The following is a 23,817-nucleotide window of genomic DNA, read 5'->3' on the forward strand; positions in this document are numbered from 1 at the left end:
TCGGACGAAGAGCAGCGGAGCAAGCTCCGCTCTACGAGAAGCGCCTCGCTCTGATGTAGAGCCGAGCTTGCTCGGCTGCTCTGGGATCCATGCACATCGGGCGAAGAGCGGCGGAGCAAGCTCCGCTCTACGAGAAGCGCCTCGCTCTGATGTAGAGCCGAGCTTGCTCGGCTGCTCCGGGAACCATGCACATCGGACGAAGAGCAGCGGAGCGAGCTCCGCTCTACGAGAAGCGCCTGGCTCTGATGTAGAGCCGAGCTTGCTCGGCTGCTCCGGGAACCATGCACATCGGACGAAGAGCAGCGGAGCAAGCTCCGCTCTACGAGAAGCGCCTCGCTCTGATGTAGAGCCGAGCTTGCTCGGCTCTACGGAATCAGCAACAGCCGAGCGTTGGGTCTTCAGGCCGGCAAACGTTTCTCGTACTCGGCTTCCAAGCCTTCATGGACAATCCAGAAATTGGGCGGTTCGCGGTCTTGCAGCCGGTCGACCAGGATCTGCAGGTGCGCATGCCAGCCACCGGCAACGCTCACCAGGTCGTCGCGATTGCGTAGTCGGCTGTGCGTGACTGTCAGCAGTACCTGTTCGTCTTGTTCGGCCAGATCGAACCGGACTTCCGATTCGCTGCCATCGGATTCGCCCCAGGTGTAGCTGAGCAAACGCGGCGGCTCGCAGGCGGTGATGCGGCCGGTCATGGCGTGGCCGGCGTCCATCTCTCGATAGCGTTCCGGCGTCGGTGCCTGTCGCGGCGATAGGTCGGCATGACGAAAAAACAGACCGACCTTGCCGCCGACGCGCAGGTCCATGTCGCCGGTGGCCAGCCACTGGCCGCGTTTATCCGATTCGGTCAGATAGGCCCAGATCCGTTCGATAGGGCCCGGCAGGGAGCGCTGCAGGCGCAGGGTGTCAGAAGCGACGAGGGTGCCGTAGTTGTCATTCATATGAAATCTCCTCAGGGGTGCTCGGTTGTGGCGAACAACCGCTGCAACGCGTCCAACATGGTGTTCCAGCCAAGTTCGGTGCGTTGTGCGTATTCCGCCCAATCCGGATGCAGGGAATGGATCAAGGTAAGTTCGCAGCCGCTTTCTGTCGGCGTGATGTCGATGGTCACGCGGCTGTCGTCGGGGTTGGAGAGATCGCGGATACCCCAGGTGAACACCAGGCGGTGTGGACGATCCATCTCCAGATAGGTGCCGAGGTGGTCGATCGTTTCGCCCTGGCGTTCGACCAGCATCGAGAAGTGGCCGCCGACGCGCGGGTCGATATCCAGGCGCAGGATTTTCTCTTCGCGCACTGCCGGTCCAAACATCCACTGGCCCAGCAGACGTGGCGTCAACCATGCATCGAAGACATGTTCGGCGGATGCCGCGAAGCGGCGCACGACGCGGACATTCACGGTGGAGGTGTCATTCATGGGTTTCACCCTTGTCTTTCACATGGGCATCAGGGTTGTGGTCGTCGACCAGATTGAGCTCAAGGCCGTGCTCCAGATACGCTTTGCAACCGGCAAGGGCAAAACTGAAGCCGCCCATGGAATCGATCGCCTGCGCAACCTTTTCATCGTCGCTTCCGGCGAAGCCGGAAGCCGTGATGCTAACGAAAGTGGTGTCTCCGCTTCGCGGCATGAATCGCCATTCGACAGGCGTCGGCCATTGGATAAGTATTCGGTGATTGCGTTCCACGGATTTCACCGCAACCTCGGCGGAGACGCCGTACATATCCCAATGCCAGGTGACGATCTCACCTTCTTTCAGCTTCTTGTTTCCGCGGCTGAACCAAAATCGGCTGGTGATGGCGGGATCGATAAATGCCTCGAAAACCTCCGCGACGGGCCTTCGAATGAGCATCTCTGCGCGCGCGATGGGTTCGTCTTTCAACGTCATAAATCACTCCTCATGGCTTGTTGTTTTTCGACGGGCTATTCCCTTTGCGTTTTGATTTATCTACTGCCACCGGCGCTGCGACGGGAGAGGCGGGGGCCTCGTTCTTCAATGCGGCCTCCAGGGCGTCAAGGCTCTGATTCCAGAATTGCTCGTAGAAACGCAGCCATTGCTGGCTGGCCGCCAGGGCTTCCGGCTGCAACCGGCATAGATGAGTACGGCCGTGAATGGTGCGTGTCACCAGGCCGGCACGTTCCAGCACCTTGATGTGCTTGGAAGCGGCTGCCAGGGAAATCTGGAACGGCGCGGCCAGTTCGCCCACGCTGCGGGGGTGACCACCCAGGCTGCGCAACATGCGCCGCCGCGTGCCGTCCGCGAGGGCGTGGAAGACCGCGTCCAGTTGCTCGGAGGAATATTCAACCATGTGGTTGATGATTGCGCGGGTCATGTCGATTGTCAACCGTTTGGTTGAATTTAATCTGCGTGGAAAACGGAGAACAGGAAAAGGGGAATTAAAGAATCCACGCACAGGTGCCGGACTCCAGTGAATTCGGAACGCGTCAGGAAATCCTTCATTCCCTGTTCCTCGTTCCCGCTGCCATTCACCAGCCACCGCCGCCTCGCCTTAAACTATGCGCATGATCCTCAACGTCGCCGCCTATCATTTCGTTCATGTCGAATCACCCGAAGCTCTGGCCGCTTCGGTCCGCGGGCGCGCGGAAGCCTTGTCGTTGCGCGGCACGGTGCTGGTGGCGGGCGAGGGCATCAATCTATTCCTGGCGGGCGGTGAATCGGCCATCCATGAGTTCCTGGCCGATTTACGAGCGGATGAGCGCTTCGCCGACATCGTGGTCAAGTTCAGCCGTAGCTCGACTCAGCCGTTTGCCCGAATGAAGGTCAAGGTGAAGCCGGAAATCATCAATTTTCGCCGTGAGGGCGCCAGTCCCTTGGGACGGCGCGCGCCCGCGGTGGAGCCTGCCACGCTGGCGCGTTGGCTGCAGCAAGGCCACGACGACGCGGGCAAGCGAGTGGTGCTGCTGGATACGCGCAATGTGCAGGAAGTGGAGTACGGCACTTTCACCGGCGCACTGACGCTGCCGATAGCCAAGTTCACCGATTTGCCGCAAGCGCTGGCGCCGCACCGAGAAGCGTTGGCCGATGCCACGGTAGTGAGCTTCTGCACGGGCGGGATCCGTTGCGAAAAAGCCGCGCTGTGGATGCACGAAGAAGGCATGGACAACGTCCTGCAGCTGGACGGCGGCATCTTGGGTTACTTCGAACAGGTAGGCGCTCACGGCTACGATGGACAGTGCTTCGTCTTTGACGATCGGGTGGCGTTGGACCCGCAGCTTCAGCCGCTGGTCGACCCGGCCTGAAACAAGCAGCGATGATGCAGCCGCTCGCCTTCGATAATGCTTTTGTTCGCGAGCTTCCCGGTGATCCGGACAACAATCCGAGACCCCACGAAGTGTTGGGTGCCGCGTGGTCGCCAGTGCAGCCCACGCCGGTCGCTGCACCACGGCTGATCGCGTACTCGGAGGAAACGGCTGCGCTGTTGGGTATCAGCGAAGCGGACATCGTATCGCCCGAGTTCGCTCGGATACTGGGTGGCAATGCGCTGCTGCCAGGCATGCAACCTTATTCGGCGAACTATGGCGGACATCAGTTCGGCCAATGGGCCGGGCAACTGGGCGATGGCCGCGCCATCAATCTGGGCGAAGTGATCAACGCATCCGGGCAGCGCTGGGAAATTCAGCTGAAGGGTGCCGGGTTGACGCCTTACTCACGCACCGCCGACGGTCGCGCGGTGCTGCGTTCATCCATTCGCGAATTTCTGTGCAGCGAGGCCATGCATCATCTCGGCGTGCCCACCACGCGCGCATTGAGCCTGGTGACGACCGGTGAATCGGTGGTGCGTGACATGTTCTACGACGGCCACCCGCGCCCTGAACCGGGCGCCATCGTCTGCCGGGTAGCGCCGTCGTTCCTGCGCTTTGGTAATTACGAATTGCCATCAGCGCGCGGAGACGAAACGTTGCTGCGGCAGCTGGCTGACTTCACCGTGCGCAGCCATTTTCCTGAACTGCAGGGCGAAGGCGAAGACCTTTACGCGCAGTGGTTCGCGGAAGTCTGCGAACGCACGGCGGTGATGGTGGCGCATTGGATGCGAGTGGGTTTCGTCCATGGCGTGATGAATACCGACAACATGTCGGTGCTAGGCCTGACCATCGACTACGGCCCGTACGGATGGATCGACAGTTACGATCCGGACTGGACTCCGAATACCACCGATGCTTATGGCCGTCGTTACCGGTTTGGTTGGCAGCCCAAGATCGCCTATTGGAACCTGACCCGCTTCGCGCATGCGCTGTCGCCGTTGTTCGCGACGGTGGAGCCGCTGCAGAACGGACTGCAGCGATATGCGGACGCTTATATGCGTACCGATCGCGACAATATTGCCGGCAAACTCGGATTGGCTGAATGTCGGGATGCCGATATCGAACTGATCCAGGCGTTGTATGCGCTATTGCTTGCCGGTGAAGTGGACATGACGTTGTTCTTTCGCGCATTGATTGATGCGGATCTGTCGGTGAGTACCTTGGATAGTTTCACCGACGCTTTCTACGATGAAGCCAAGCGGCAAGCGGTGGCGCCTGAACTATTGGCGTGGCTGGCACGCTACCGCGCACGGCTGGATGAAGATACGCTGGGACGCGAGCAACGCCGGGAAAAAATGCGACGCGCCAATCCGCGCTACGTATTGCGTAATTACCTGGCCCAACAGGCCATCGACCGCGCCGAAGCAGGCGACGAGTCGGGCGTGGCGGAGCTGTTGGATGTCATGCGGCGACCCTACGATGAACAGCCAGGCCGGGAACACTTTGCGCAACGCCGTCCCGATTGGGCACGCGACCGTGCGGGTTGTTCGATGTTGTCCTGTAGTTCGTGAGGCGCGCCCATGTAGAGCCGAGCTTGCTCGGCTGCTCTTGGGTCGATGTGCATCACTCGAAGAACAGCGGAGCAAGCTCCGCTCTACGAAGGGGCAAGCACCATTAGCTCGTGAAGCGCCCCACGTAGAGCCGAGCTTGCTCGGCTGCTTTTCATCACGAACCCGGATCTAAGAGCAGCGGAGCAAGCTCCGCTCTACGAGGTGCGTGTCGGTTTTTTGGAAGCAAACACAATGCGTAACGGTAAGATGCGCCATCCTCTTCTGGAGATGCATGCGTGATCACTGTCCACCATCTCAATAACTCCCGTTCTCAGCGCGTGTTGTGGTTGTTGGAGGAACTGGGCTTGGACTACACCATTGTGCGTTATCAGCGCGATCCGAGCACGATGCTGGCGCCGCCTTCCTTGCGCGCCATACATCCCTTGGGAAAATCGCCGGTGGTAGTCGACGGCGAGCACGTGCTGGCCGAATCCGGCGCCGTGCTTGAATACCTGGTGGAGCGCTACGATACCGCGCACGCCTTCGCGCCCTCGCCGGGGACGCCGGAGCGCCTGCGCTACCGCTATTGGATGCATTACGCGGAGGGTTCGGCGATGCCGCCGATGCTGCTCAGCCTGGTGTTCTCGCGGTTGAAGAAGGCACCAATGCCGTTCTTCGTGCGGCCGGTGGCACGCGGTATCGCGGACAAGGCGCTGAGTGGTTTTGTAGCGCCGCAGGTGAAATTGCACCTGGACTACATGGAAAATGAGCTCGGCCGGCAGCCCTGGTTCGTCGGCGAAGCGTTCAGCGCAGCCGATATCCAGATGAGCTTTCCAGTGGAGGCTGCGGCCGCCCGTGCCGGGCTCGAGAAATATCCCCGCCTGCAAGGTTTCCTGCAGCGCATCCACAAACGCCCGGCTTATCAGCGCGGCCTGGAGCAAGGAGGGCCGTTCGACCTGCTGAGCTAGGAAGAAGCGCCGGTAAAGAGGAATGCTGAGTTCCACTGAGCAGGCTGGAGTTGCGGTGCGGCGGCCCCAGATCAGGCGCATCGTCCTAGCGGAGGCGCCATGATTCCTTTTTCCCTGCTCGACCTCGCCCCTGTCTGCGAAGGCAGCGACACCACCCGCGCCTTCGCCAATATGCTGGATCTGGCACGACACGCGGAGCAATGGGGTTACCAGCGCTACTGGCTGGCCGAACACCACAACATGCCAGGTATCGCCAGCGCCGCCACGGCGGTGCTGATTGGTCATGTGGCCGGCGGCACTTCCACGATCCGCGTCGGCGCTGGCGGCATCATGCTGCCGAATCATTCGCCGCTGCAGGTAGCCGAGCAGTTCGGCACGCTTGCGTCGTTATACCCCGGCCGCATCGACTTGGGCCTGGGCCGCGCGCCCGGCACCGACCAGGCCACGGCACGAGCGCTGCGCCGTTACTTCGACAGTGCGGAACAGTTTCCGCAAGACGTGAGCGAGCTGCTGCACTATTTCGAGCCGGCGCAACCGGGGCAGAGCGTGCGTGCGGTCCCGGGGGCGGGCATCGAAGTGCCGGTGTGGCTGCTAGGGTCCAGCTTATTCAGTGCGCAACTCGCGGCATCGTTGGGTCTGCCGTTCGCCTTCGCCTCCCACTTCGCTCCCGATGCGATGGACCAGGCGTTGATGGTCTACCACCGCGATTTCCGCCCATCCAAACACCTGGGCAATCCCTACGCCATCCTGGCTTTGAATGTGGTTGCGGCGGAAACAGACCAGGAAGCTCGCCGGCTGTTCACCACGCAGCAGCAGGCGTTCGTCAATCTACGACGGGGCAGGCCAGGTTTGGTTCCGCCGCCGATCGACGATATCGATTCGTTCTGGCTACCGCATGAGAAAGTGGGAGTGGAACAGGCCTTGGCGTGCGCGGTGGTCGGCAGCGCGGAAACAGTACGCCGCGGCATTCGCGATTTCATCCAGCGCCATCGACCGGATGAGGTGATGTTGACGGCGAACATCTTCGATCATCAGGCGCGGCTGGCGTCGTTTCGGATGGCGGCTGAGGTCATGGCAGGGTCGTAGTTTCTGGCGAAGGTCGCTGGGGTCTTTTGAATTGGCCTCGTTCGCCGTTCCGTGGAAGCATGGTAACGGCGGGCCGACCCGTCCTACCTTCTTGCGCGGTGCACGCTACAGGGTGCCACGTTGCACGAACGGCACTCGCTCATACAACTTGCGCTCGCCACCACGGGGGTCGTCGAGCATTCGGGTGCTTTCGTCGAATACCATCGTTTCGCGAGCGGGCAAGGTATAAGGCTTCCATTCGGGAATGCCCGGATGAGTCGGGTTGCCGCTGCGAGCGAACGCCAGCAGCGCTTCGCTCATGCGATCCGCCATGCGTTGAGCATCCGCGCCGGTGCCGGTTTTCGATCCTTCCGCGCGAATGTTGTCGAACACCAGCGGGATATCCAACGTGTGGAATGCACGCCGCTTCTCGTCGATAGAGCGCCCCCAATCGAGTTGATAGACGAACGCTGGCGCGCCTTGTTTGGCGCGCTCCTCGGCTTCGATGATCGCGCCACGCCAGGAACGTCCGGCCGTTGTGGCGGCGAAGAATACTTCCGACGGCGTGTAGTCCGGATACAGGCGGCGGTATTCGGCGATGACGGCGTCCGGAGACAAATCCACATACTGCTGTTCGCGCAACTTGGCTGGCAGTTGTTCCCAGGTCAGCATGAAGTTGGCGGGATCGCCGCCCAGGAAGGCGCGGGTTTCGTCGCGGGTGTTACCGATGATCATGGGAATCTTCATCGACTGCGCCGGCGCGTCGGGATAGAACGGGTGGCGCGGTAGCGTTCGCGAATCCAGTACGGGACCGAAATACAGGCTGGAGTTTTCCACCCGTGATGGATCGCGCACGGCGGCTGCTTCCAAGAGCCGTTGCATCGGGATATCTCGCAACTGCTCCGACTGTCGCGGTTTCAAACCTAATGCGGCCAGAAACAACTCGCTGCGTTGACTCGCCGCGCGTGGGCCGGCGGCGGTGACCTGCTGGCCGCTCATCGTCATCGCCTTGTGGAACAGACCGTCGGCTTCCGGCATGGCCATCAATGTGGCGATCTTGGCGCCACCCCCGGACTGGCCGAACACAGTGACGTTTTTGGCATCCGCGCCGAATTCATCCGCGTGTTCGCGCAGCCATCCAAGCGCCTGGATGAGGTCCAGCTGGCCGGCATTGCCCGATTCGGCGAAATCCGGAAAGCCGAAATCGCCCAGATACAAATAGCCAAACAGGTTGAGGCGATGATTGACGGTGATCACCACCACGTCGCCGCGCTGGCACAAGTTGACGCCGTCATAGAGCGGGCTGGAGCCGGAACCGTTGTTGTAACCGCCGCCGTGAATGTAGAACAGTACGGGCCGCTTGCCGCCATCACGCAGGGCAGGGGTGTAGACGTTGAGGAAGAGACAGTCCTCGCTGATGGGTTGGCCATCGGCGTCGCCACGTTGTGGTGCCGAGGTGCCGAAGCTGGTGGCATCGCGGATGCCTTTCCAGGCGACCTCGGGGAGCGCGCGCTGAAAACGCCGCATTGAAGTATCCGCACCGTAAGGGACACCCTTGAACACCTGGATGCCGCGGTCGTGATAACCGCGAATGCGACCGCTGCGGGTCTTCGCGAGCGGCTGGGCGTTGGCGGCGTGCCCAATGGAGGTGAATTGGGTCAGCGCGACGCCCGCGCTTAGCAGGGAAGTCTGTCGCAGGAAATTGCGGCGATCAGGGTCAGGCGGAGCGGAGTTGGGCATGCAGACGGACACCAGCGAATCGGTTGACACCGGTTACCTTGAGCGTAGCAAACCTTTTCGTGGGAAGAATGCGGCGGCGCGTCAGAACCCGATTGCGATTCCTGGCAACGCTATATCGGCATCTCGTAGAGCGGGGCTTGCTCCGCGGCTCTTAGCGCACCGGTTTCGGAACGATCAGCCGAGCAAGCTCGGCTCTACATGGGGCGCGGCTCCGGAATGATCAGCCGAGCAAGCTCGGCTCTACGGGGCGCGCGGTTCCGGAGCTACCCACTGATGGGAGGCTTGTATATAGGGCTGCCGGGAATCTCGTCGGAAGTCTCGAAGGTCCTTAGACCGCCATGCCGGCGGCATGGCCGGAAGCCCAGGCCCATTGGAAGTTGTAGCCGCCCAGCCATCCGGTGACGTCGACCACTTCGCCGATGAAGTACAGGCCCGGAACGCGCTTGGACATCAGGGTGCTGGAAGACAGTTCGTCGGTATCCACGCCGCCCAGGGTGACTTCGGCGGTGCGGTAGCCTTCGGTACCGCTGGCGACCAAGGGCCAAGCGCCCAGGACTTCGGCTACCTCACGCAGCTGCGGTTCGTTGTATTGCTTCAGCGGACGGTTCGGTAGCCAGAGTTCGCACAGTCTTTGGGCGAAGCGACGCGGCAACACGTCGGACAAGACGGTCTTCAGTTCGGCGGCCGATCGTTGCTTCTGCTGTTCCTTCAGCCACATCAAGGCGTCCTGGCCCGGAAGCAAGTCTAGGCGCAAATCGTCACCGGGTTGCCAGTAGGAGGAGATCTGCAAGATGGCTGGGCCGCTGACGCCGCGATGGGTGATCAGCATGAAATTGTGGAAGCTTTGTTGATGACAGGTGGCGGTAACCGGCAGCGCCACACCGCTCAGGTCCTGCAATCGTTCCTGGTGCTTGCCGGTGAGCGTCAGCGGAACCAGGCCTGCGCGCGTCGGCAATACGTTGTGGCCGAACTGGCGCGCCAGCTCGTAGCCGAAGCCGCTGGCACCCATGCTGGGAATCGACAGTCCGCCGCTGGCCACCACCAGCGCCGGCGCGGCGAAGGTGCCGTGGCTGGTATGCAGGCGGAAGCCATCGTCGGTCTGCTGCACGCGCTCCACGCTGCAACCGGTTTCGATACTGACCCGCGCGCTGGCGCATTCGTCCAGCAGCATCTTGACGATCAGCTTGGACGACACGTCGCAGAACAGCTGCCCCAGTTCTTTCTCGTGGTAAGCGACGCCATGACGCTCCACCATGCCGATGAAATCCATCGGGGTGTAACGTGCCAGCGCCGATTTGCAGAAGTGCGGATTGGCCGACAGGAAGTTGGCGGGCGTCGTGCCGGTGTTGGTGAAATTGCAGCGGCCGCCGCCGGACATCAGGATCTTCTTGCCCACACGATTGGCGTGGTCGATGACCAGCACACGCAGCCCGCGCTGGCCGGCGGTCAGCGCACACATCAGGCCGGCCGCGCCACCGCCGATGATCAGCACGTCGTGGGTAACCGCCATGAGACTCAGTGGGACTTGGTGGCACCGGCCTGACGCGTGGTCGGCCGCAGTTCCACGGTGGCGGTTTCGCTATGCCAATGCATTTCGCCGTCCTGGATCATCACGCTTAGCCGCATTCCGCGGATCATCAGTTCGGTCAGCGCTTCCACCGCTTCGGCGGGGATATCCAGCACCGTCAGGTTGCCGTGGCGGGCGAAGGCGGCGCCATTGCGATCCCACCACAGGTCGGCCGCGCGCCCGCCGTAGTTGATCACTACCACCTCGCGGGCACGCCCGCAGGCTTTGCGGACCCGAGACTCGTCGGGCTGGCCCAGGTCGATCCATTGCTCGATCTCACCGGTATAGGCCTTGCGCCAGAGGTCGGGTTCTTCCTCATTGCTCAAGCCCTTGCCGAACTCCAGCCGCTCCTCCGCGTATAGGGCGAAGGCCAGCAGGCGCACCATCAGCCGCTGGTCGGTTTCGGAGGGATGCTGGGCCAAGGTCAGTGCATGGGTACCGTAGTAATGGCGGTCCATGTCGCTGATCTGCAGTTCGGCTTTTACGACGGTGGCCTTGAGCGCCATGGGAAACCCGGGGAAGAAGGGGCGCCATGATAAGCCGGACCGCCCTCTCGGGGTCCTACAACGCCCCAACCAAGACAAACCTGACTGGAAGCCGTCGTTATTAACAATATTTTTGCAAGGCAGTCGCTTTTGTTCCAGAACCGGGGTAGAGTGCCGCCACTGTGCTTGCCAGGGTCACCGTGAATCGTGAGCCTGATGCGGTAGATACATCTGCTACATCTTCCCGCTTTACCAACGCCTGCAACTCAGTCTCGGACCGGAATTCTCCGGCACCCGCGATATATTTCCACCTATGTTTCAGGAGTTAGTAAAGATGGCAACCGGTACCGTTAAGTGGTTCAACGATGCGAAGGGTTTTGGTTTCATTACCCCGGACGATGGCACAGCTGACCTGTTCGTGCACTTCCGCGCAATCCAGGGCAGCGGCTTCAAGTCGCTCCAGGAAAACCAGAAGGTTGAGTACACCGCCGTGAAGGGCGAGAAGGGCATGCAGGCCGACGCAGTCAAGGCGCTGTAATTCAGCGCTGAGCTTACGTTATCCAGAACGCCGGGGGCGCAAGCTCCTGGCGTTTTTGTTTGGGGAATCGCCCATCCCGGCAGAATCAATGTAGGAGCCCCCATTTGGCGCCACCGCCTTGATTTTGCAAAACAGTCGCTTTTGCTCCAGAACCCGGTTAGAGTGCGTCCACTGTGCTTGCCAGGGTCACCGTGAATCGTGAGCCTGATGCGGTAGATACATCTGCTACATCTTCCCGCTTTACCAACGCCTGCAACTCAGTCTCGGACCGGAATTCTCCGGCACCCGCGATGTATTCCCACCTTATGTTTCAGGAGTTAGTAAAGATGTCAGACCGTCAAACTGGTACCGTCAAGTGGTTCAACGATGCGAAGGGTTTTGGTTTCATCACCCCGCAGAGCGGCCCGGACCTGTTCGTGCATTTCCGCGCGATCCAGGGCAGCGGCTTCAAGTCGTTGCAGGAAGGCCAGACCGTGACTTTCGTTGCGGTGCAGGGCCAGAAGGGTATGCAGGCCGACGAAGTCCAGCCGCAGTAATTCTGCGCTGAGCTTAGTAGCTTAGTTATCCAAAAACGCCGGGGGCGCAAGCCTCCGGCGTTTTTTATTGGGGAAAAGCAAGCCGTATGTTGAGAGGAACGATGTAGGAGCGGCGTCCCGCCGCGAGCTCTTCGGTGACCAACCTGTATCCCGATAAAGAGCTCGCGGCGGGACGCCGCTCCTACATTGGCTTTGGGGGAGGCCCCGGCGGCTCAATCAGAGCTTCCGCACCCGGAAGCTGCGGCCCTTGATCTTGCCGGCGTTGAGGCGTGCCAGGGCCGCGTTGGCTTGCGAGCGCTGCACCGCGACGTAGGAGCGGGTGGCGAAGATGGCGATCTTGCCGATGGCGGTGCCCGGCAGGCCGGCGTCGCCCGTCAGCGCGCCCAGCACATCGCCCGGACGCAGCTTGTCGGTCTTGCCGGCATCGATACGCAGGGTGGCCATGGTGGCGGGTGGTGCACTGTTCGCCCTGGGCGCGGCCGGGATGGTCCGTTCCCAACGCAGCGGCCGGCCTTGGCGGGCTTCGATAGCGGCGGCGCGAGGCAATTCGCGCGAGGTGCACAGGCTTAGCGCCAATCCGCCGCGGCCGGCGCGGCCAGTGCGGCCAATCCGGTGCAGGTAGATGTCCGGATCGCTGGGCATGTCGTAATTGATGACCGCCGCCAGGTCTTCGATATCCAGCCCGCGCGCGGCCACGTCGCTGGCGACCAGGACATTACAGCTGCGGTTGACGAAGCGCATCAGTACTTCCTCGCGGTCGCGCTGTTCCATGTCGCCATGTAGCGCCAACGCGGAGAAGCCGAAATGCTGCAGCGAGCCGGCCACTTCGTCGGCATCACGGCGGGTGTTGCAGAACACCACACACGATTCCACGCCTCGGTCGGCCAACAACCCCGCCAGTGCGGTTTGCTTCTTGGCGGGGTCCACTTCGTAGAACCGTTGGTCGATTTCGCTAGGGGGCTCCGCATTGCCAACCGTCACTTCCACCGGATCGCGCAGCGCGGTGCGGCTTATCTCTCGTACTGCCTCGGCGAAGGTGGCGGAAAACAGCAAACTTTGCCGTTCCTTGGGTGTCTTGCCGATGATTTCACGGATCGGCTCCTCGAACCCCATGTCCAGCATGCGATCGGCTTCGTCCAGCACCAGCATCCGCACGCCGCCCAGATGCAGCGCTTTCTTGCGCATCAGCTCCTGGATGCGACCGGGTGTGCCGACTACAACCTGCGGGTCGTGCACGGCCAGCGAGCTCAGCTGTGGCGCGAGTGGCAGGCCACCACACAGCGTCAGGACTTTCAAATTGGGAATGCCGACCGCCAGCTTTCGAATCTGCCGGGCCACCTGGTCCGCCAACTCACGCGTGGGGCACAGCACCAGTGCCTGTGTGCGGATCAGTCCAGGATCCAGGCGATGCAACAGGCCCAAGCCGAACGCGGCGGTCTTGCCACTGCCGGTCGGTGCCTGCGCGATGACGTCGCGGCCCGCCAGGATCGGTGGCAGGCTTTCGGCCTGGATCGGAGTGGGGTTGGCATAGCCGAGGGCTTCGACGCCCTGCAGCAAGGCCGGCGTCAGCGAGAAAGAGGTGAAATCATGCATGCGACATGATCGCAGATCGCGGCTGAGTACGTCGGGATGAATGTCGGACAGTTCAGATGCCGATCACGCCGTAGGAGCGCCGGCTCGGCGCGCTCTTCCTGTCAGATTGCTATGAAAACGAAGAGCTCGCGCCGAGACGGCGCTCCTACGGTCAGAGGTCGCGCCTACTCCATGTCCGGGAAATCTTCCTCGGGTAGCGCCACAAACGCCCAGAACGGCACTTCCTGCTCTGTCCATTGGCGGGACGCTTCATCCAGCACATCCAATAGCGTGTCGAATTCGCTTTCGTGCCGGGCGCGAAATTCATGGGCCTGTTCGAAGAGCAGCACATAGCCCTTCGCCGGCAGCCACGACAGATCGCGCAGGCTGTCCGATAGCGCATCCCAGTTGCGGCCCGATGTCTGGGGAAAGTCCAGCACGGTCGCGATCCGCAGCAGCAGCGCCGCCTTGGTGTCGCAGCCAGACAAGTCGATGCGCCTCACGGACAAGCCGGCGTCGCGACCCACCACCGTCAAAGTATCCAGGTCCTCGTTGGCAACGAAGAAGACGCCCGCCTGCGAAGCGTCGTCCAGGCCGGGTTCGAAACCGGATTCGCTCATCGTTGCACTCCTGGGTTGCCGATCTCGGTGCTGCCTCTCTCAAATCGGCGGAAGCTTTCGTAGTGGTCGTCGGTGTAGTAGTACTCGCGGGGCGGTTGCCCGCCAGTGACGATGCGCCGCGCGCCGCGATGGCTTAAACCGGGTGTGTCCACCGTGTACTCGCGGTAGTAGCCCTGCGGTTGACGAGGCAGGCGACCTTCGCGATTGCTGAACACGCTGCCGTCCTGCCGGTGCGGGAACGGCCCGCCCAGCGCGATCAGCCGCAGCGTCTGGCGCGCCTCAGGCGGTAGGAACGCGGGCAGGGCATCCGCCTCACTTGCCGCAGGCGGTGTGGAAGCAGCCGTAGCTGGAGTAGCCGGTGCGATTGCCGGCCCCGTCGAATCCGCCGGTGGCAAAGGCAGGGCTTCGCTGCGCAGGCCCGGTTCCGACGTTGCGGAAGCGGCTGCCGATTCAGCGGCGGGTGGAGCTTCGCTGCGTTGGCGCTGCCAGAACCAACCGGCCAACACCACCGCCAGCAAAATGACGGCAATCAGTACAGGCTTGCCTGCACCGGATTTTTTTCGGGATCGGGAACGCATGATCAGGCCTCAATCTTCTCAATCGAACAAAAAGCGTCCGCAACCTTGATAGGTCTGATCGCCGACCGTCAGTGCCATGGAAGCGGGATAAATGACATCGCTCATGCCGTCACTGCAGGTTTCCTTGGCGATTTTCAGCGACACGGCGATGCCGTCGGCGGTTTTTCCATGAAAGCCATCGGCGCGCGCTTCCGTACGCGCGACATCGATCTTGCGCTCGCCGTAGTCCAATTCGGCGTGCAGTGCGGGTGACTCGCCCCGGCCAATTTCCACCAGCCAGCCCGGTTCAGTACCGATGCCGCGAAAGCCGATGCCGCGTGATTTGGCGTCTTCCCAAGGAGACGATACGCGCACCAGGCGTAGTTCTACCGGACCGCCGCTACCGGGTGTGACCGGCGCACGAGCGTCGGTGGTGAACCACAAAGTACCTTCCGCGTCCCGAAGGCTCGCATGTAGGCCGTAGCTGCCGTTCTCCCGCAGTTTTCCCGTGTCGTAGGGCAGCGCGAATGCAAAAGGCGGTCCCTTGGCATCACGCACTTGGGTGGTGGCGATCACCGCCTCGGTCGTATCGGCCAGTTGGTTGTCGATCAGCTGCACCATCAATGTGGCGCCAGGAGGGGCGGCGATGCGTTCGCGATAGATCGCTTGGCCGTGAATGACAGACTGCGCCTTCGATGCTGCTGGTTCCGGCGCATTCGCCTGCCTGGATTGGCAGCCGGCCACGGCGATGATGCTGGCCATCAGCAGAATTCCGCTTCTCATCTCATGCTCCCTTTAATGCAGCCCCGCAGGATAGCGCGGTGCCTGTTGAGATTTGTGTACGCGCGGTGTGCCTGAAACGACGGTTCGGTTTGGAGCTACAGTGGCGGCGCTCCAGGGAGGACTTGACGACATGGCTCACCGTGACCCGCGCATCGATGCCTATATCGCCAAATCGGCCGATTTCGCGAAGCCGATATTGCAGCGCCTCCGCGAAATCGTCCATGAAGCCTGTCCGGAAGTGGAGGAAACGCTGAAGTGGGGCATGCCGTCATTCCTATACGCCGGCGGGATTCTCTGTGGAATAGCGGCATTCAAGCAGCACGTGTCCTTCGGTTTCTGGAAGCACGCATTGGTAATGGACGGTGCCGATCGCGATGGCATGGGCAGCTTCGGAAAAATAACCCGCCCGTCGGACCTGCCGCCCAAGCGCGAACTGATGGCGCTGATCCGCAAAGCCATGCGTTTGAACGAGCAAGGCGTGAAAACACCGAGCGTACGTAAGACCGCCGCGCCCAAACCGCCACCGGAAGCGCCTGACGACCTGCTGGCCGCATTGAAGAAGAACCGCAAGGCATCGATGGCATTCGCCGCCTTCAGTCCCAGCCAGCAACGCGAATATGCGGAGTGGATAAGCGGCGCCAAGCGCGAGGAAACCCGACTGCGCCGTCTTGCACAAGCTATTGAATGGATCGCCGAAGGCAAGCCGCGCCACTGGAAATACATGAAGCGATGAATCGTCGCCATTCAGGCGACCGATTGGTCCGTTGAATCGGACGGGCGTAGTATCCCGTCGAGCCGGTGTTCCGCCAGTCTTCTCATGTGTTCTGGCGACGGCGACGACCGAGTGCAGTGGAGTTCGCAATGAACCGTGTCCTGCAGCCGTTGGCGTATACGCAAGCGTCGGCCTCGTGGCCGTACCTGGTGGCGGCCGCGGCCATCTTGCTGGCCTGCATAGGGCTGCTGTTCTGGAGCGCCGCGCCTGAACTGCACGCGGGCGGTGTCTGGACCGGGTTGCGTGGTGGCGCTTTGTGCGGATTGGCTACGGCCGTGGGTGCCTTGCCGGTACTGGTGGTGCGGGGGCTTCCGCAGCGACTGGCCGATGGGCTGCTGGGTTTCGGGGCGGGGGTGATGCTGGCTGCTACTGCGTTCTCGCTGGTGCTGCCTGGTTTGGAATCCGCACAGGCTTCAGGCTACTCGCCTTGGGGCGCCGGTTTCCTGATCAGTGCCGGCATCCTGCTGGGCGCACTGGCGCTGTTGGGCTTGGACCGTGTGCTGGTGGAAGATCCCTTGGATGCTCAACTCCCGTTGGTATCTTCCCGCGTCCTGGTTTTCGTGCTGGCTATCCTGCTGCACAACATCCCGGAGGGCATGGCTGTAGGCGTGGCTGCCGGAGGCGGTCTGCCCGAAGCCGGCAGTCTGGCGATGGGCATCGCGTTGCAAGACGTTCCGGAAGGCCTGGTGGTGGCGTTGATCCTGGCCAGTGCGGGCATGGCGCGTGCCAAGGCAGTGTTCATCGGCGCCTTTTCTGGTGTGGTGGAGCCCGTGGCGGCCGTCTTCAGCGCTTGGGCGGTGGGCATTTCTTCGGTGCTGTTGCCCTGGGGCTTGGCGTTCGCGGCTGGCGCCATGCTGATCGCGGTAAGCAATAGCGTGATCCCCGAATCCAACCGCCATGGCCACGGTGTGTCCGCTTCTCTAGGTCTGGCGATTGGCTTCTGCCTGATGATGCTGCTGGATACGGCGTTGTCGTAGGGGGGCTTGACCCGCCATCACCCTCAACGTCACCACCTCCAATCTGCTATCGGAAAAACACGTCCGCGGTGTGGCGGGTCGAGACCCCTACACGCTTGGCCATTGCACTTGACCGTTCGCCGCGGCGAACGCACGCTGCGCCGTCCGCAGAAGGAGCGCCCAAGTGAGCCAATCCCTGAAGATCATCGGTAACTACATTTCGCCTTATGTGCGCAAAGTGCTGGTGTGCCTGGAGTTGAAAGGCATTGCTTACGAGATCGATCCCATTGCGCCTTTCGTTGGCGATGAGCGCTTCTCCGAACTCAGCCCGTTGCGCCGCATTCCGATACTGATCGATGGCGACCTGGTGTTGAACGATTCCACGGTGATTTGCGAATACCTGGAAGACCGTTACCCTGAGCCTTCGCTGTACCCGCGGAATCCAGCGGACAAAGCCCGCGCGCGCTGGTTGGAGGAGTACGCCGATACCTATCTTGGCGAGGTGCTGATCTGGCGAATGTTCTTCCAGATTGGCGTCAAGAGATTCGTATTCGGCGAAGGCACGAACGATGAAATAGTGAGCCAGGCGCGTGATGTGGAATTGCCGGTGGCGCTGGATTATCTGGAACAGCACCTGCCTGCGGAAGGCCATGTATTCGGCGACATTTCCATCGCCGATATCGCCATCGCCAGCTTCTTCCGCAATGCGGCCTTCGTGCGTTATGCCATCGATCCGCAACGCTGGCCGCGCACCGCGGCTTTCGTCGAGCGGACATTGGCGTTGCCCGCCTTCCAGAAATTGGCCGAATTCGAGAACCGAACCGTGCGCACGCCGTTGGACAAGCAACGCGAGGTGTTGGCCGAAATGGGCGCACCGCTGACGTCGGAAACGCTAGGCAACGCACCGCCGCGACGTGGCGTGATGCGGTTGGAGTGACGGTTGCTGGGTTTTGTAGAGCCGAGCTTGCTCGGCTGCTCTTGGGGGTCAGCTTTTAGCGGCTATTCCCTATCGTCTGCGGTTGCGACGGCATCATTGCTACTGACTCGGTGCCATCGCGAGACGCAGCTCCGCTCTACGTTAGATCGCGTGAGATCGTACTCTATGGCGTTGTCACCGCACGCATCACCGGATACAGGTTGTAGCGTTCGTCCCAGGACGAATGCTTGCGGTGGAAGAATTGCAGGCGTGCGGCGGGATTCTTGGCGAACTCAGGATCTTCCTTCAAGCGTTTGTCGAATTCGGCCTTCACCGCCGGGTCTTTCAGCATTTCCCGGGCGACGTCTTCGGCAACGTAGTCTTCCATGTATTCCTTCTGTTCGAAGGCGTTGTTGAACTCGCCCCAGGCCAGCAGCGAATCGGGTGCGAGCGGTTCCAACAGCGCCATCACCAGTCGGGATTTCGGTTGTGCAATGGGGACGAACAGCGAGCCCGCAGGTATCGCCCGCGTCTCCGGCTTCCATGCGCCTTCCACCGTCAGCCGCTGATGGCTTTCCACCGACTGCGGGGCGAAGCTGGTCTTGCTGGCGCGGAAGGTTTCGACCGCGGTCTGCGAGGCGCTCGCCAACTTGCGGAACTTGACGCCGTGCTGCTGAAGCTTGGAGCCGACCCAGGCCGCATGCGCAGCGGGGATCAGATAGCCGGCTTTCGGGGCGGCGACCACGACGCCGGGCTGGATGTTGTCCCGCAGCGGGATTTTCCAGACCTGCGGCTTGGTTTCGTCGTAGCGGGTCATCACCGCACCGGAAACTTCCGAAGGAGTGCGCGTGTATTCGTAACCGCGGAAATCGATCTGCCGTGATTCGGCCGTGGCGGCGTAGGTCAGTGGCTCGTTCCGGCCCGCCAGTTCCGAGGCGCGGGCGTCGGCGGCGTCGGCCAGCTTGCGCCACTCGGCGCCTTGTTCGGCGGTTCGTTCCAGCACAGAAACCACGGTGTTGCGGGTGATTCCCACGCGTACCGGATATTCCTTCCACGAATGCGTTTCCACCAGCATGGCAAGGCGGTTGCGCAGAAGGAAATAGCCATGCGAGAAGCGCGGCGGCGGCACGCTGTCTTCGAAACCGGATGCGGGGTCGTCGGTGACGACAAACGAGGGATAGAACGGCAGCGGCAGCGAACCCTGTTTGGCAAGATCGGCGATGACGCCGTCGCGCAACGCCCGGCCGCTAACGCGCAGCGCCTCGTCACCGGCGTGCACGGGTTCGACTTGGATGGAGACGTCGTGTTCGAACTTGGCGCCGTCGGTGACATGCAGATCGACGGTTACCAGCGGATCCCATGTTTCCACCAGCTGCAGCATCGCCTGCATCTCCGGCGCATCGGCTTTCAGGTAATCGCGATTCAGATTGAAATTCTGTGCGGTGGTGCGCCAGCCCATCTCCTGCGGCCCGCGCTGGTTGGGCCTGTTCCAGGCGCCGAAGCGCTCGTGTCCATCCACGCTGAATACCGGAACAAACACCCAAACCAGCTTGTCCAGCGCACCGGCTGCGGCTTTGCCTTCGAGTACCTCGCGTAGCGCGAGGAAACCCGCATCCTTGCCATCGATTTCGCCGGAGTGGATGCCACCCTGGATCAGCACCACGGGCAGGCCGCGACGCCGGGCCTGATCGGCAGTCAACGCGCCGCTGGTGGAGGCCACCAGCGCCTTCATCGGCCGGCCCTCAGGTGATGTGCCAAAGCTGATGCAACGCACTGCTCTGGGATAACGCTTGGCGAAAGCGTCGCAGAGCGACAGTACTTCTGCGTAGCGGCCGGTTTGGATGAAGCCGGAACGCTCGGCGATCGTGGTCAGATCGGCAGTCGCAGGCGCAGTGGTTTGCGCGGCGGCGGGCAAGGTCAAGGCGAGCAGCAGGGCCGCACAGAGCAATTTGGGCATAAGGGGGTAGGTGGGGAAAATGTGACTCATGATGCCTGCGAACGCGCGCTGCGCCCAGCATGACCGAAGAGGTTCGACCCCCTGGAGCGGATACGGTAACCTTCCAAAAATTTGCACCGGAAGTTCGGATGAGTACTACGATCGACGCCACCCAGCCGGGTCGCTTGCCCCGCCAGATCCCTTACATCATCGGCAATGAGGCGTGCGAACGGTTCAGTTTCTACGGGATGCGCAACATCCTGGTGCCCTTCCTGGTCAGCAGCATCCTGCTGGCCTATCTGCCCGAGACGGATCGCGAGGGCGCGGCGAAGGATATCTTCCATACCTTCGTGATTGGCGTTTACTTCTTCCCGTTGCTGGGCGGTTGGTTGTCCGACCGCTTCTTCGGCAAATACAACACCGTGCTTTGGCTATCGCTGGTGTACTGCGTCGGCCATGCGTGCCTGGCGCTGTTCGAAGAGAACCGCACCGGCTTCTACACCGGCCTGTTCCTGATCGCGCTGGGTTCCGGCGGCATCAAGCCCTTGGTTTCGGCTTTCGTTGGCGATCAGTTCGACCAGTCCAACAAGCATCTGGCGAAGATCGTCTACGACGCGTTCTACTGGAGCATCAACTTCGGTTCGTTCTTCGCTTCGCTGCTGATGCCGATCTTCCTGCGCAACTATGGACCGGCGGTGGCGTTCGGTATTCCCGGCATCCTGATGTTTATCGCTACCTTCATTTTTTGGCTGGGCCGGCGCAAGTACGTGCACATGCCGCCTTCGCCGCCTGAGCCGGATTCATTCCTCAATGTGGTGCGCAGCGCGCTGTTCGGATCGGCGCCGGGCAGGGGCCTGGGCACTGGTTTGGCGATGGCCGGCATCGTGCTGGCAGTCGCATCGCTGGGGCTGATTCCAGCCATGGGCTTCGTCAAGGCGGTGCTGATTGGGTTGGGCCTGCTGATAGCGCTGGTGGGCATAGGTACCTCGATACAACTCGACCGCGCGAGCGGCTCGCATCCGGCGGTGGCGATCGACGGCGTGCGCGCGGTGTTGCGGATCCTGATCGTGTTCGCTTTGGTGACCCCGTTCTGGTCGCTGTTCGATCAGAAAGCCTCGACATGGGTGCTGCAGGGCCAGACCATGCATATCCCCCATGAAGCATGGTGGTGGCCAAGCAAGCTGGTGGTGACGGCAGGGCAGATGCAGGCACTGAACCCGATCATGGTCCTGCTGCTGATTCCCTTCAACAACCTGGTGCTGTATCCGCTGCTGCGGCGGATGGGGTTCGAGCCGACCGCGCTGCGCAGGATGGGCTTCGGCATCGCTTTCTCGGGCTTGGCCTGGGTGGCGGCCGGCGTGCTCCAACTGTGGATCGACGGCGGGGATCCGGTGTCGCTGGCGTGGCAGATCCTGCCGTACCTGCTGCTGACTTTCGGCGAGGTACTGGTATCGGCGACCGGGCTGGAGTTCGCCTACAGCCAGGCACCACGCTCGATGAAGGGAGCGATCATGAGCTTCTGGCTGCTGTCGGTGTCGTACGGCAATCTGTGGGTACTGTTGACCAACGCGGCGGTCCGCAATGAAGTGGTGATCGGACAGATCGCCAGTACCGGGCTGAGCGAGAACGCCTTCCTGACGTTCTTCTTTGCCGGTTTCGCTTTCCTCGCGGCACTGGCGTTCGCGTTGTATGCGCGGCGCTATCCGATGCAAGACCACTACCGCGCTACCAAGGAAGCCTGATGTCGTCGCCGATCACCTTCATCCTGATCGCGGTCACCTGTGTGGTGACGCTGCTCGCATTCAAAAGTCCAGCGCTAGCCGGTCGGCTGATCCTCTGGCCGCCGGCGATAGACCGCCACAAGCAATATGACCGGCTGGTGACGTACGGCTTCATCCATGCCGATTTTTGGCACCTGCTGTTCAACATGGTCACGCTGTTCTTCTTCGGCCGGGTGATGGAAGACATCATCACCGAGCTCAGCGGCAATCGGTGGACCTTTGTCGCGTTCTACTTCGCCGCCCTGGTGGTATCGATCCTGCCGACTTACCTGAAACACCAGAAAGACCCCAACTACCGCAGTTTGGGCGCTTCGGGCGCGGTTTCGGCGGTGCTGTTCGCCTTCATCCTGATCAATCCATGGGCGCGCATCGGCGTGTTCTTCATTCCCATGCCGGCGATCGTGTTCGCGGTGCTGTACCTCGGCTACAGCATCTGGATGGACAAGCGCGGCGGCGACAACATCAACCACGGTGCGCACTTGGCGGGCGCGGCATTCGGCGTGTTGTTCATGCTGGCGATGGAGCCGCGAGTGCTGTCGCATTTCCTGCAGACGTTGCTGCGGCCGGGTGGCTGATGCTAGTGGCAATAGCGCGAAACGCTCACTTTATCTGAAGGTTGACCATGTTATTTCCGGTGCGGTGCCATCACTGGAGAACGACATGGCTACAGCCAAAACACGCAAGTCGGCAGCAAGCGAATCGGCGGTAAGCAAGAAGCGCGTCGCCAAGAAAGCCGCCGCAAAAAAAGCCACCGCCAAGAAATCCGCCACCAAGAAAGCCCCCGCCAAGAAGGCCCCCGCTAAGAAGTCGGCGACCAAGAAACCGGTGGTAAAAAAGGCGACGGTCAAGAAAGCCGCCGGCAAGACGGCCGCCAAGAAAGGTACCGCGCGCAAGACCGCCGCCAAAAAAGTGGCGCAGCCAACTGCCGCCAAGCGCCCGACGAAAAAGACCGGAGCGGCCGCGACGAAGAAGACCGCGACAAGTGCCGCCAAGCGGCCCAGCAAGACAGCGGCAAAGAAATCAGCAGGTCGGAAAGTCGCCAAGAAGGCAGCGGTACCCAAGCGCATCACGCCTGAGCAAGCGACGGCCAAGATGCACGAGTTGCTGGAGCAGAAGCAGGAACATGACCGCGAGCAGCAGCCCTGGCAGGCGCTGGACACGCCAAACAATGGCGGCGGAAAGGAGTTCGGAACTCAGTCGGTCGAACCCGCCAAACTCACCGAGTTGCATGCGGCCGAGAGCCGCGAGAAAGCGATTCAGGGCACCATGAGCTCGCAGGGCCGCCGCAACCAGGGCAAGCGGGATAATCGCTGAAAAGTGCTCGCGATCTTCTTCGGGAACGCCCCTGTGAGGAACGCGGGGGCCGGCTGCGGGACGTTATCCATGGAGCGAACTTCGCCCCATGAGAAGCGCTTGGGCAGGCGCGGCGTGGCTCAGCCCACCAGGCTGTGCGAAGTTCTGGCGCTGCCGATTTCCAGCCCGGCATACGCCGACAGCAGGCGCTCGTAAACAGCGTTGTTGAGTCGCTCGAACTCCCAGTCATGGGTATGGCCGGTAATGGTCAGCTGATACAGGCCTTCCAACAGAGTGAAATCGTTGGGGTCGGCGATGCTCGGCTGGTTGTCGATCAGGCTCATGGCAAACTCCGAAAGCATGGAAAGGGTGTCACCGAGGCTGACGCATTAACCGTGCCAACTTTCCCCGTTCGCCTGAATCGCTTGTTTTGCCTCGTGAGAGCCACTTCACAACGATGAATGTGACGTGGTGCGTCCTATTTTGCCGCTGGAGCGGCCCTCAACACGCATAGCCCGAGAGAACGACATGACCCATTTCGATATCCAGCATGATCCGACCCGCCGCAGGTTCCTTGCCCAAGTGGATGGGTATGAAGGAGCGGTTGAGTACCGCCAGGACGGAGACCGGATGGAAATCGTCCGCACCACCGTTCCGGAGGCCATCGGCGGCCGCGGGATCGCCGCACAGCTGGTGAAGTCCGCGCTGGATTTTGCGGGCGCCAACAAGTTGCGGGTAACGCCCACGTGCTCCTACGCCGCCACCTATATTCGGCGACATCTGGAATACGCAGATCTGGTGGACTGATTGCCGGTGACCTTGGAGACGCGCAGCGGCGCGGCATAAACTGTCAGCCACTAAGCGGAAGGAGCCCGATCGTGAATTTTTGTCTCAAACACGCGCTGCTGAGGCATGCGCTACTGATC

Annotated in this window: 26 protein-coding genes; 13 read left to right on the forward strand and 13 right to left on the reverse strand. The window is 61.7% G+C overall.

Annotation, left to right across the window (positions count from 1 at the left end; translation table 11 throughout):
• Positions 1-398: 398 nt before the first annotated feature.
• Genes AADW18_RS00925 through AADW18_RS00940 form a run of 4 tightly spaced genes read right to left on the reverse strand, consistent with a single transcriptional unit; the run spans position 399 to position 2,325 of the window.
• Positions 399-938 carry an SRPBCC family protein gene (locus AADW18_RS00925; protein ID WP_337341471.1) on the reverse strand — a complete coding sequence of 180 codons (540 nt, stop codon included), beginning with the start codon at positions 936-938 and terminating at the stop codon, positions 399-401.
• Between the two features lie 11 nt (positions 939-949).
• Positions 950-1,411 carry an SRPBCC family protein gene (locus tag AADW18_RS00930; RefSeq protein WP_337341472.1) on the reverse strand — a complete coding sequence of 154 codons (462 nt, stop codon included), beginning with the start codon at positions 1,409-1,411 and terminating at the stop codon, positions 950-952.
• Positions 1,404-1,880 carry an SRPBCC family protein gene (locus AADW18_RS00935; protein WP_337341473.1) on the reverse strand — a complete coding sequence of 159 codons (477 nt, stop codon included), beginning with the start codon at positions 1,878-1,880 and terminating at the stop codon, positions 1,404-1,406. Before AADW18_RS00935 ends, AADW18_RS00930 begins: the two co-directional genes overlap by 8 nt.
• A gap of 10 nt (positions 1,881-1,890) precedes the next feature.
• Entirely contained in the window at positions 1,891-2,325 is a 435-nt protein-coding gene (locus AADW18_RS00940) for a metalloregulator ArsR/SmtB family transcription factor (protein ID WP_337341474.1), read from the reverse strand.
• Positions 2,326-2,515: 190 nt separating this feature from the next.
• Here AADW18_RS00940 and AADW18_RS00945 point away from each other — a divergent pair, with 190 nt between their 5' ends.
• The 4 genes from AADW18_RS00945 to AADW18_RS00960 all read left to right on the forward strand — a co-directional run bounded on the left by AADW18_RS00945 (position 2,516) and on the right by AADW18_RS00960 (position 6,860).
• Positions 2,516-3,253 carry a sulfurtransferase gene (locus tag AADW18_RS00945; protein WP_337341475.1) on the forward strand — a complete coding sequence of 246 codons (738 nt, stop codon included), beginning with the start codon at positions 2,516-2,518 and terminating at the stop codon, positions 3,251-3,253.
• A 14-nt stretch (positions 3,254-3,267) separates the two neighbouring features.
• On the forward strand, positions 3,268-4,827 hold the full coding sequence (locus tag AADW18_RS00950; RefSeq protein ID WP_337341476.1) for a protein adenylyltransferase SelO family protein: 1,560 nt from the start codon (positions 3,268-3,270) through the stop codon (positions 4,825-4,827).
• Positions 4,828-5,102: 275 nt separating this feature from the next.
• A complete protein-coding gene (locus tag AADW18_RS00955) occupies positions 5,103-5,774 on the forward strand; it encodes a glutathione S-transferase (RefSeq protein WP_337341477.1) in 672 nt (223 codons plus the stop codon).
• A gap of 99 nt (positions 5,775-5,873) precedes the next feature.
• Positions 5,874-6,860 (forward strand): LLM class flavin-dependent oxidoreductase, encoded by a 987-nt coding sequence (locus AADW18_RS00960; RefSeq protein WP_337341478.1) that lies wholly within the window; start codon positions 5,874-5,876, stop codon positions 6,858-6,860.
• A 105-nt stretch (positions 6,861-6,965) separates the two neighbouring features.
• Here the strand turns inward: AADW18_RS00960 and AADW18_RS00965 are convergent, their stop codons facing one another.
• The 3 genes from AADW18_RS00965 to AADW18_RS00975 form a co-directional block, all read right to left on the reverse strand.
• Positions 6,966-8,579: a carboxylesterase/lipase family protein gene (locus tag AADW18_RS00965; RefSeq protein ID WP_337341479.1), complete on the reverse strand. Its 1,614-nt coding sequence runs from the start codon at positions 8,577-8,579 to the stop codon at positions 6,966-6,968.
• Between the two features lie 328 nt (positions 8,580-8,907).
• Entirely contained in the window at positions 8,908-10,089 is a 1,182-nt protein-coding gene (locus tag AADW18_RS00970; protein WP_337341480.1) for an NAD(P)/FAD-dependent oxidoreductase, read from the reverse strand.
• Between the two features lie 5 nt (positions 10,090-10,094).
• Positions 10,095-10,652, reverse strand: coding sequence for a YaeQ family protein (locus tag AADW18_RS00975; protein WP_337341481.1), 558 nt, complete (start codon positions 10,650-10,652; stop codon positions 10,095-10,097).
• Between the two features lie 313 nt (positions 10,653-10,965).
• Between AADW18_RS00975 and AADW18_RS00980 the strand changes: the two genes are divergently transcribed.
• Both AADW18_RS00980 and AADW18_RS00985 read left to right on the forward strand, forming a co-directional pair.
• Entirely contained in the window at positions 10,966-11,169 is a 204-nt protein-coding gene (locus AADW18_RS00980) for a cold-shock protein (protein ID WP_337341482.1), read from the forward strand.
• A 326-nt stretch (positions 11,170-11,495) separates the two neighbouring features.
• Positions 11,496-11,705, forward strand: coding sequence for a cold-shock protein (locus tag AADW18_RS00985; RefSeq protein ID WP_337341483.1), 210 nt, complete (start codon positions 11,496-11,498; stop codon positions 11,703-11,705).
• Between the two features lie 216 nt (positions 11,706-11,921).
• Here AADW18_RS00985 and dbpA read toward each other — a convergent pair whose 3' ends face one another.
• The 4 genes from dbpA to AADW18_RS01005 all read right to left on the reverse strand — a co-directional run bounded on the left by dbpA (position 11,922) and on the right by AADW18_RS01005 (position 15,237).
• Positions 11,922-13,298, reverse strand: coding sequence for an ATP-dependent RNA helicase DbpA (dbpA, locus tag AADW18_RS00990; RefSeq protein WP_337341484.1), 1,377 nt, complete (start codon positions 13,296-13,298; stop codon positions 11,922-11,924).
• Positions 13,299-13,462: 164 nt separating this feature from the next.
• The gene (locus tag AADW18_RS00995; RefSeq protein WP_337341485.1) at positions 13,463-13,897 is read right to left on the reverse strand and encodes a barstar family protein; all 435 of its coding nucleotides are present in this window, start codon (positions 13,895-13,897) and stop codon (positions 13,463-13,465) included.
• A complete protein-coding gene (locus AADW18_RS01000; RefSeq protein WP_337341486.1) occupies positions 13,894-14,475 on the reverse strand; it encodes a ribonuclease domain-containing protein in 582 nt (193 codons plus the stop codon). The genes AADW18_RS00995 and AADW18_RS01000 overlap by 4 nt, the downstream gene beginning before the upstream one ends.
• 18 nt (positions 14,476-14,493) lie before the next feature.
• Positions 14,494-15,237: a YbaY family lipoprotein gene (locus AADW18_RS01005; RefSeq protein WP_337341487.1), complete on the reverse strand. Its 744-nt coding sequence runs from the start codon at positions 15,235-15,237 to the stop codon at positions 14,494-14,496.
• Between the two features lie 130 nt (positions 15,238-15,367).
• Between AADW18_RS01005 and AADW18_RS01010 the strand changes: the two genes are divergently transcribed.
• The 3 genes from AADW18_RS01010 to AADW18_RS01020 all read left to right on the forward strand — a co-directional run bounded on the left by AADW18_RS01010 (position 15,368) and on the right by AADW18_RS01020 (position 17,902).
• A complete protein-coding gene (locus AADW18_RS01010) occupies positions 15,368-15,970 on the forward strand; it encodes a YdeI/OmpD-associated family protein (protein WP_337341488.1) in 603 nt (200 codons plus the stop codon).
• A gap of 128 nt (positions 15,971-16,098) precedes the next feature.
• The gene (locus AADW18_RS01015) at positions 16,099-16,986 is read left to right on the forward strand and encodes a ZIP family metal transporter (RefSeq protein ID WP_337341489.1); all 888 of its coding nucleotides are present in this window, start codon (positions 16,099-16,101) and stop codon (positions 16,984-16,986) included.
• Positions 16,987-17,149: 163 nt separating this feature from the next.
• On the forward strand, positions 17,150-17,902 hold the full coding sequence (locus tag AADW18_RS01020) for a glutathione S-transferase family protein (RefSeq protein WP_337341490.1): 753 nt from the start codon (positions 17,150-17,152) through the stop codon (positions 17,900-17,902).
• A gap of 163 nt (positions 17,903-18,065) precedes the next feature.
• Here the strand turns inward: AADW18_RS01020 and AADW18_RS01025 are convergent, their stop codons facing one another.
• Positions 18,066-19,838 carry a M14 family metallopeptidase gene (locus tag AADW18_RS01025; RefSeq protein ID WP_337342089.1) on the reverse strand — a complete coding sequence of 591 codons (1,773 nt, stop codon included), beginning with the start codon at positions 19,836-19,838 and terminating at the stop codon, positions 18,066-18,068.
• A gap of 128 nt (positions 19,839-19,966) precedes the next feature.
• Here AADW18_RS01025 and AADW18_RS01030 point away from each other — a divergent pair, with 128 nt between their 5' ends.
• From AADW18_RS01030 to AADW18_RS01040, 3 genes are all read left to right on the forward strand, one after another.
• Positions 19,967-21,559 (forward strand): oligopeptide:H+ symporter, encoded by a 1,593-nt coding sequence (locus AADW18_RS01030; RefSeq protein ID WP_337341491.1) that lies wholly within the window; start codon positions 19,967-19,969, stop codon positions 21,557-21,559.
• The gene (locus AADW18_RS01035; RefSeq protein WP_337341492.1) at positions 21,559-22,173 is read left to right on the forward strand and encodes a rhomboid family intramembrane serine protease; all 615 of its coding nucleotides are present in this window, start codon (positions 21,559-21,561) and stop codon (positions 22,171-22,173) included. The genes AADW18_RS01030 and AADW18_RS01035 overlap by 1 nt, the downstream gene beginning before the upstream one ends.
• A gap of 85 nt (positions 22,174-22,258) precedes the next feature.
• Complete coding sequence (locus tag AADW18_RS01040; protein ID WP_337341493.1) at positions 22,259-22,912, forward strand: hypothetical protein; 654 nt, start codon at positions 22,259-22,261, stop codon at positions 22,910-22,912.
• 119 nt (positions 22,913-23,031) lie between these two features.
• On the opposite strand, the gene AADW18_RS01045 is transcribed toward AADW18_RS01040, so the two are convergent.
• Entirely contained in the window at positions 23,032-23,235 is a 204-nt protein-coding gene (locus tag AADW18_RS01045) for a hypothetical protein (RefSeq protein ID WP_337341494.1), read from the reverse strand.
• Positions 23,236-23,419: 184 nt separating this feature from the next.
• Here AADW18_RS01045 and AADW18_RS01050 point away from each other — a divergent pair, with 184 nt between their 5' ends.
• Complete coding sequence (locus tag AADW18_RS01050; RefSeq protein ID WP_337341495.1) at positions 23,420-23,698, forward strand: GNAT family N-acetyltransferase; 279 nt, start codon at positions 23,420-23,422, stop codon at positions 23,696-23,698.
• The last annotated feature ends 119 nt before the right edge of the window (positions 23,699-23,817 follow it).

Source organism: Pseudoxanthomonas sp. CCNWLY206-1 (genome assembly GCF_039710385.1).
GTDB lineage: Bacteria > Pseudomonadota > Gammaproteobacteria > Xanthomonadales > Xanthomonadaceae > Pseudoxanthomonas_A.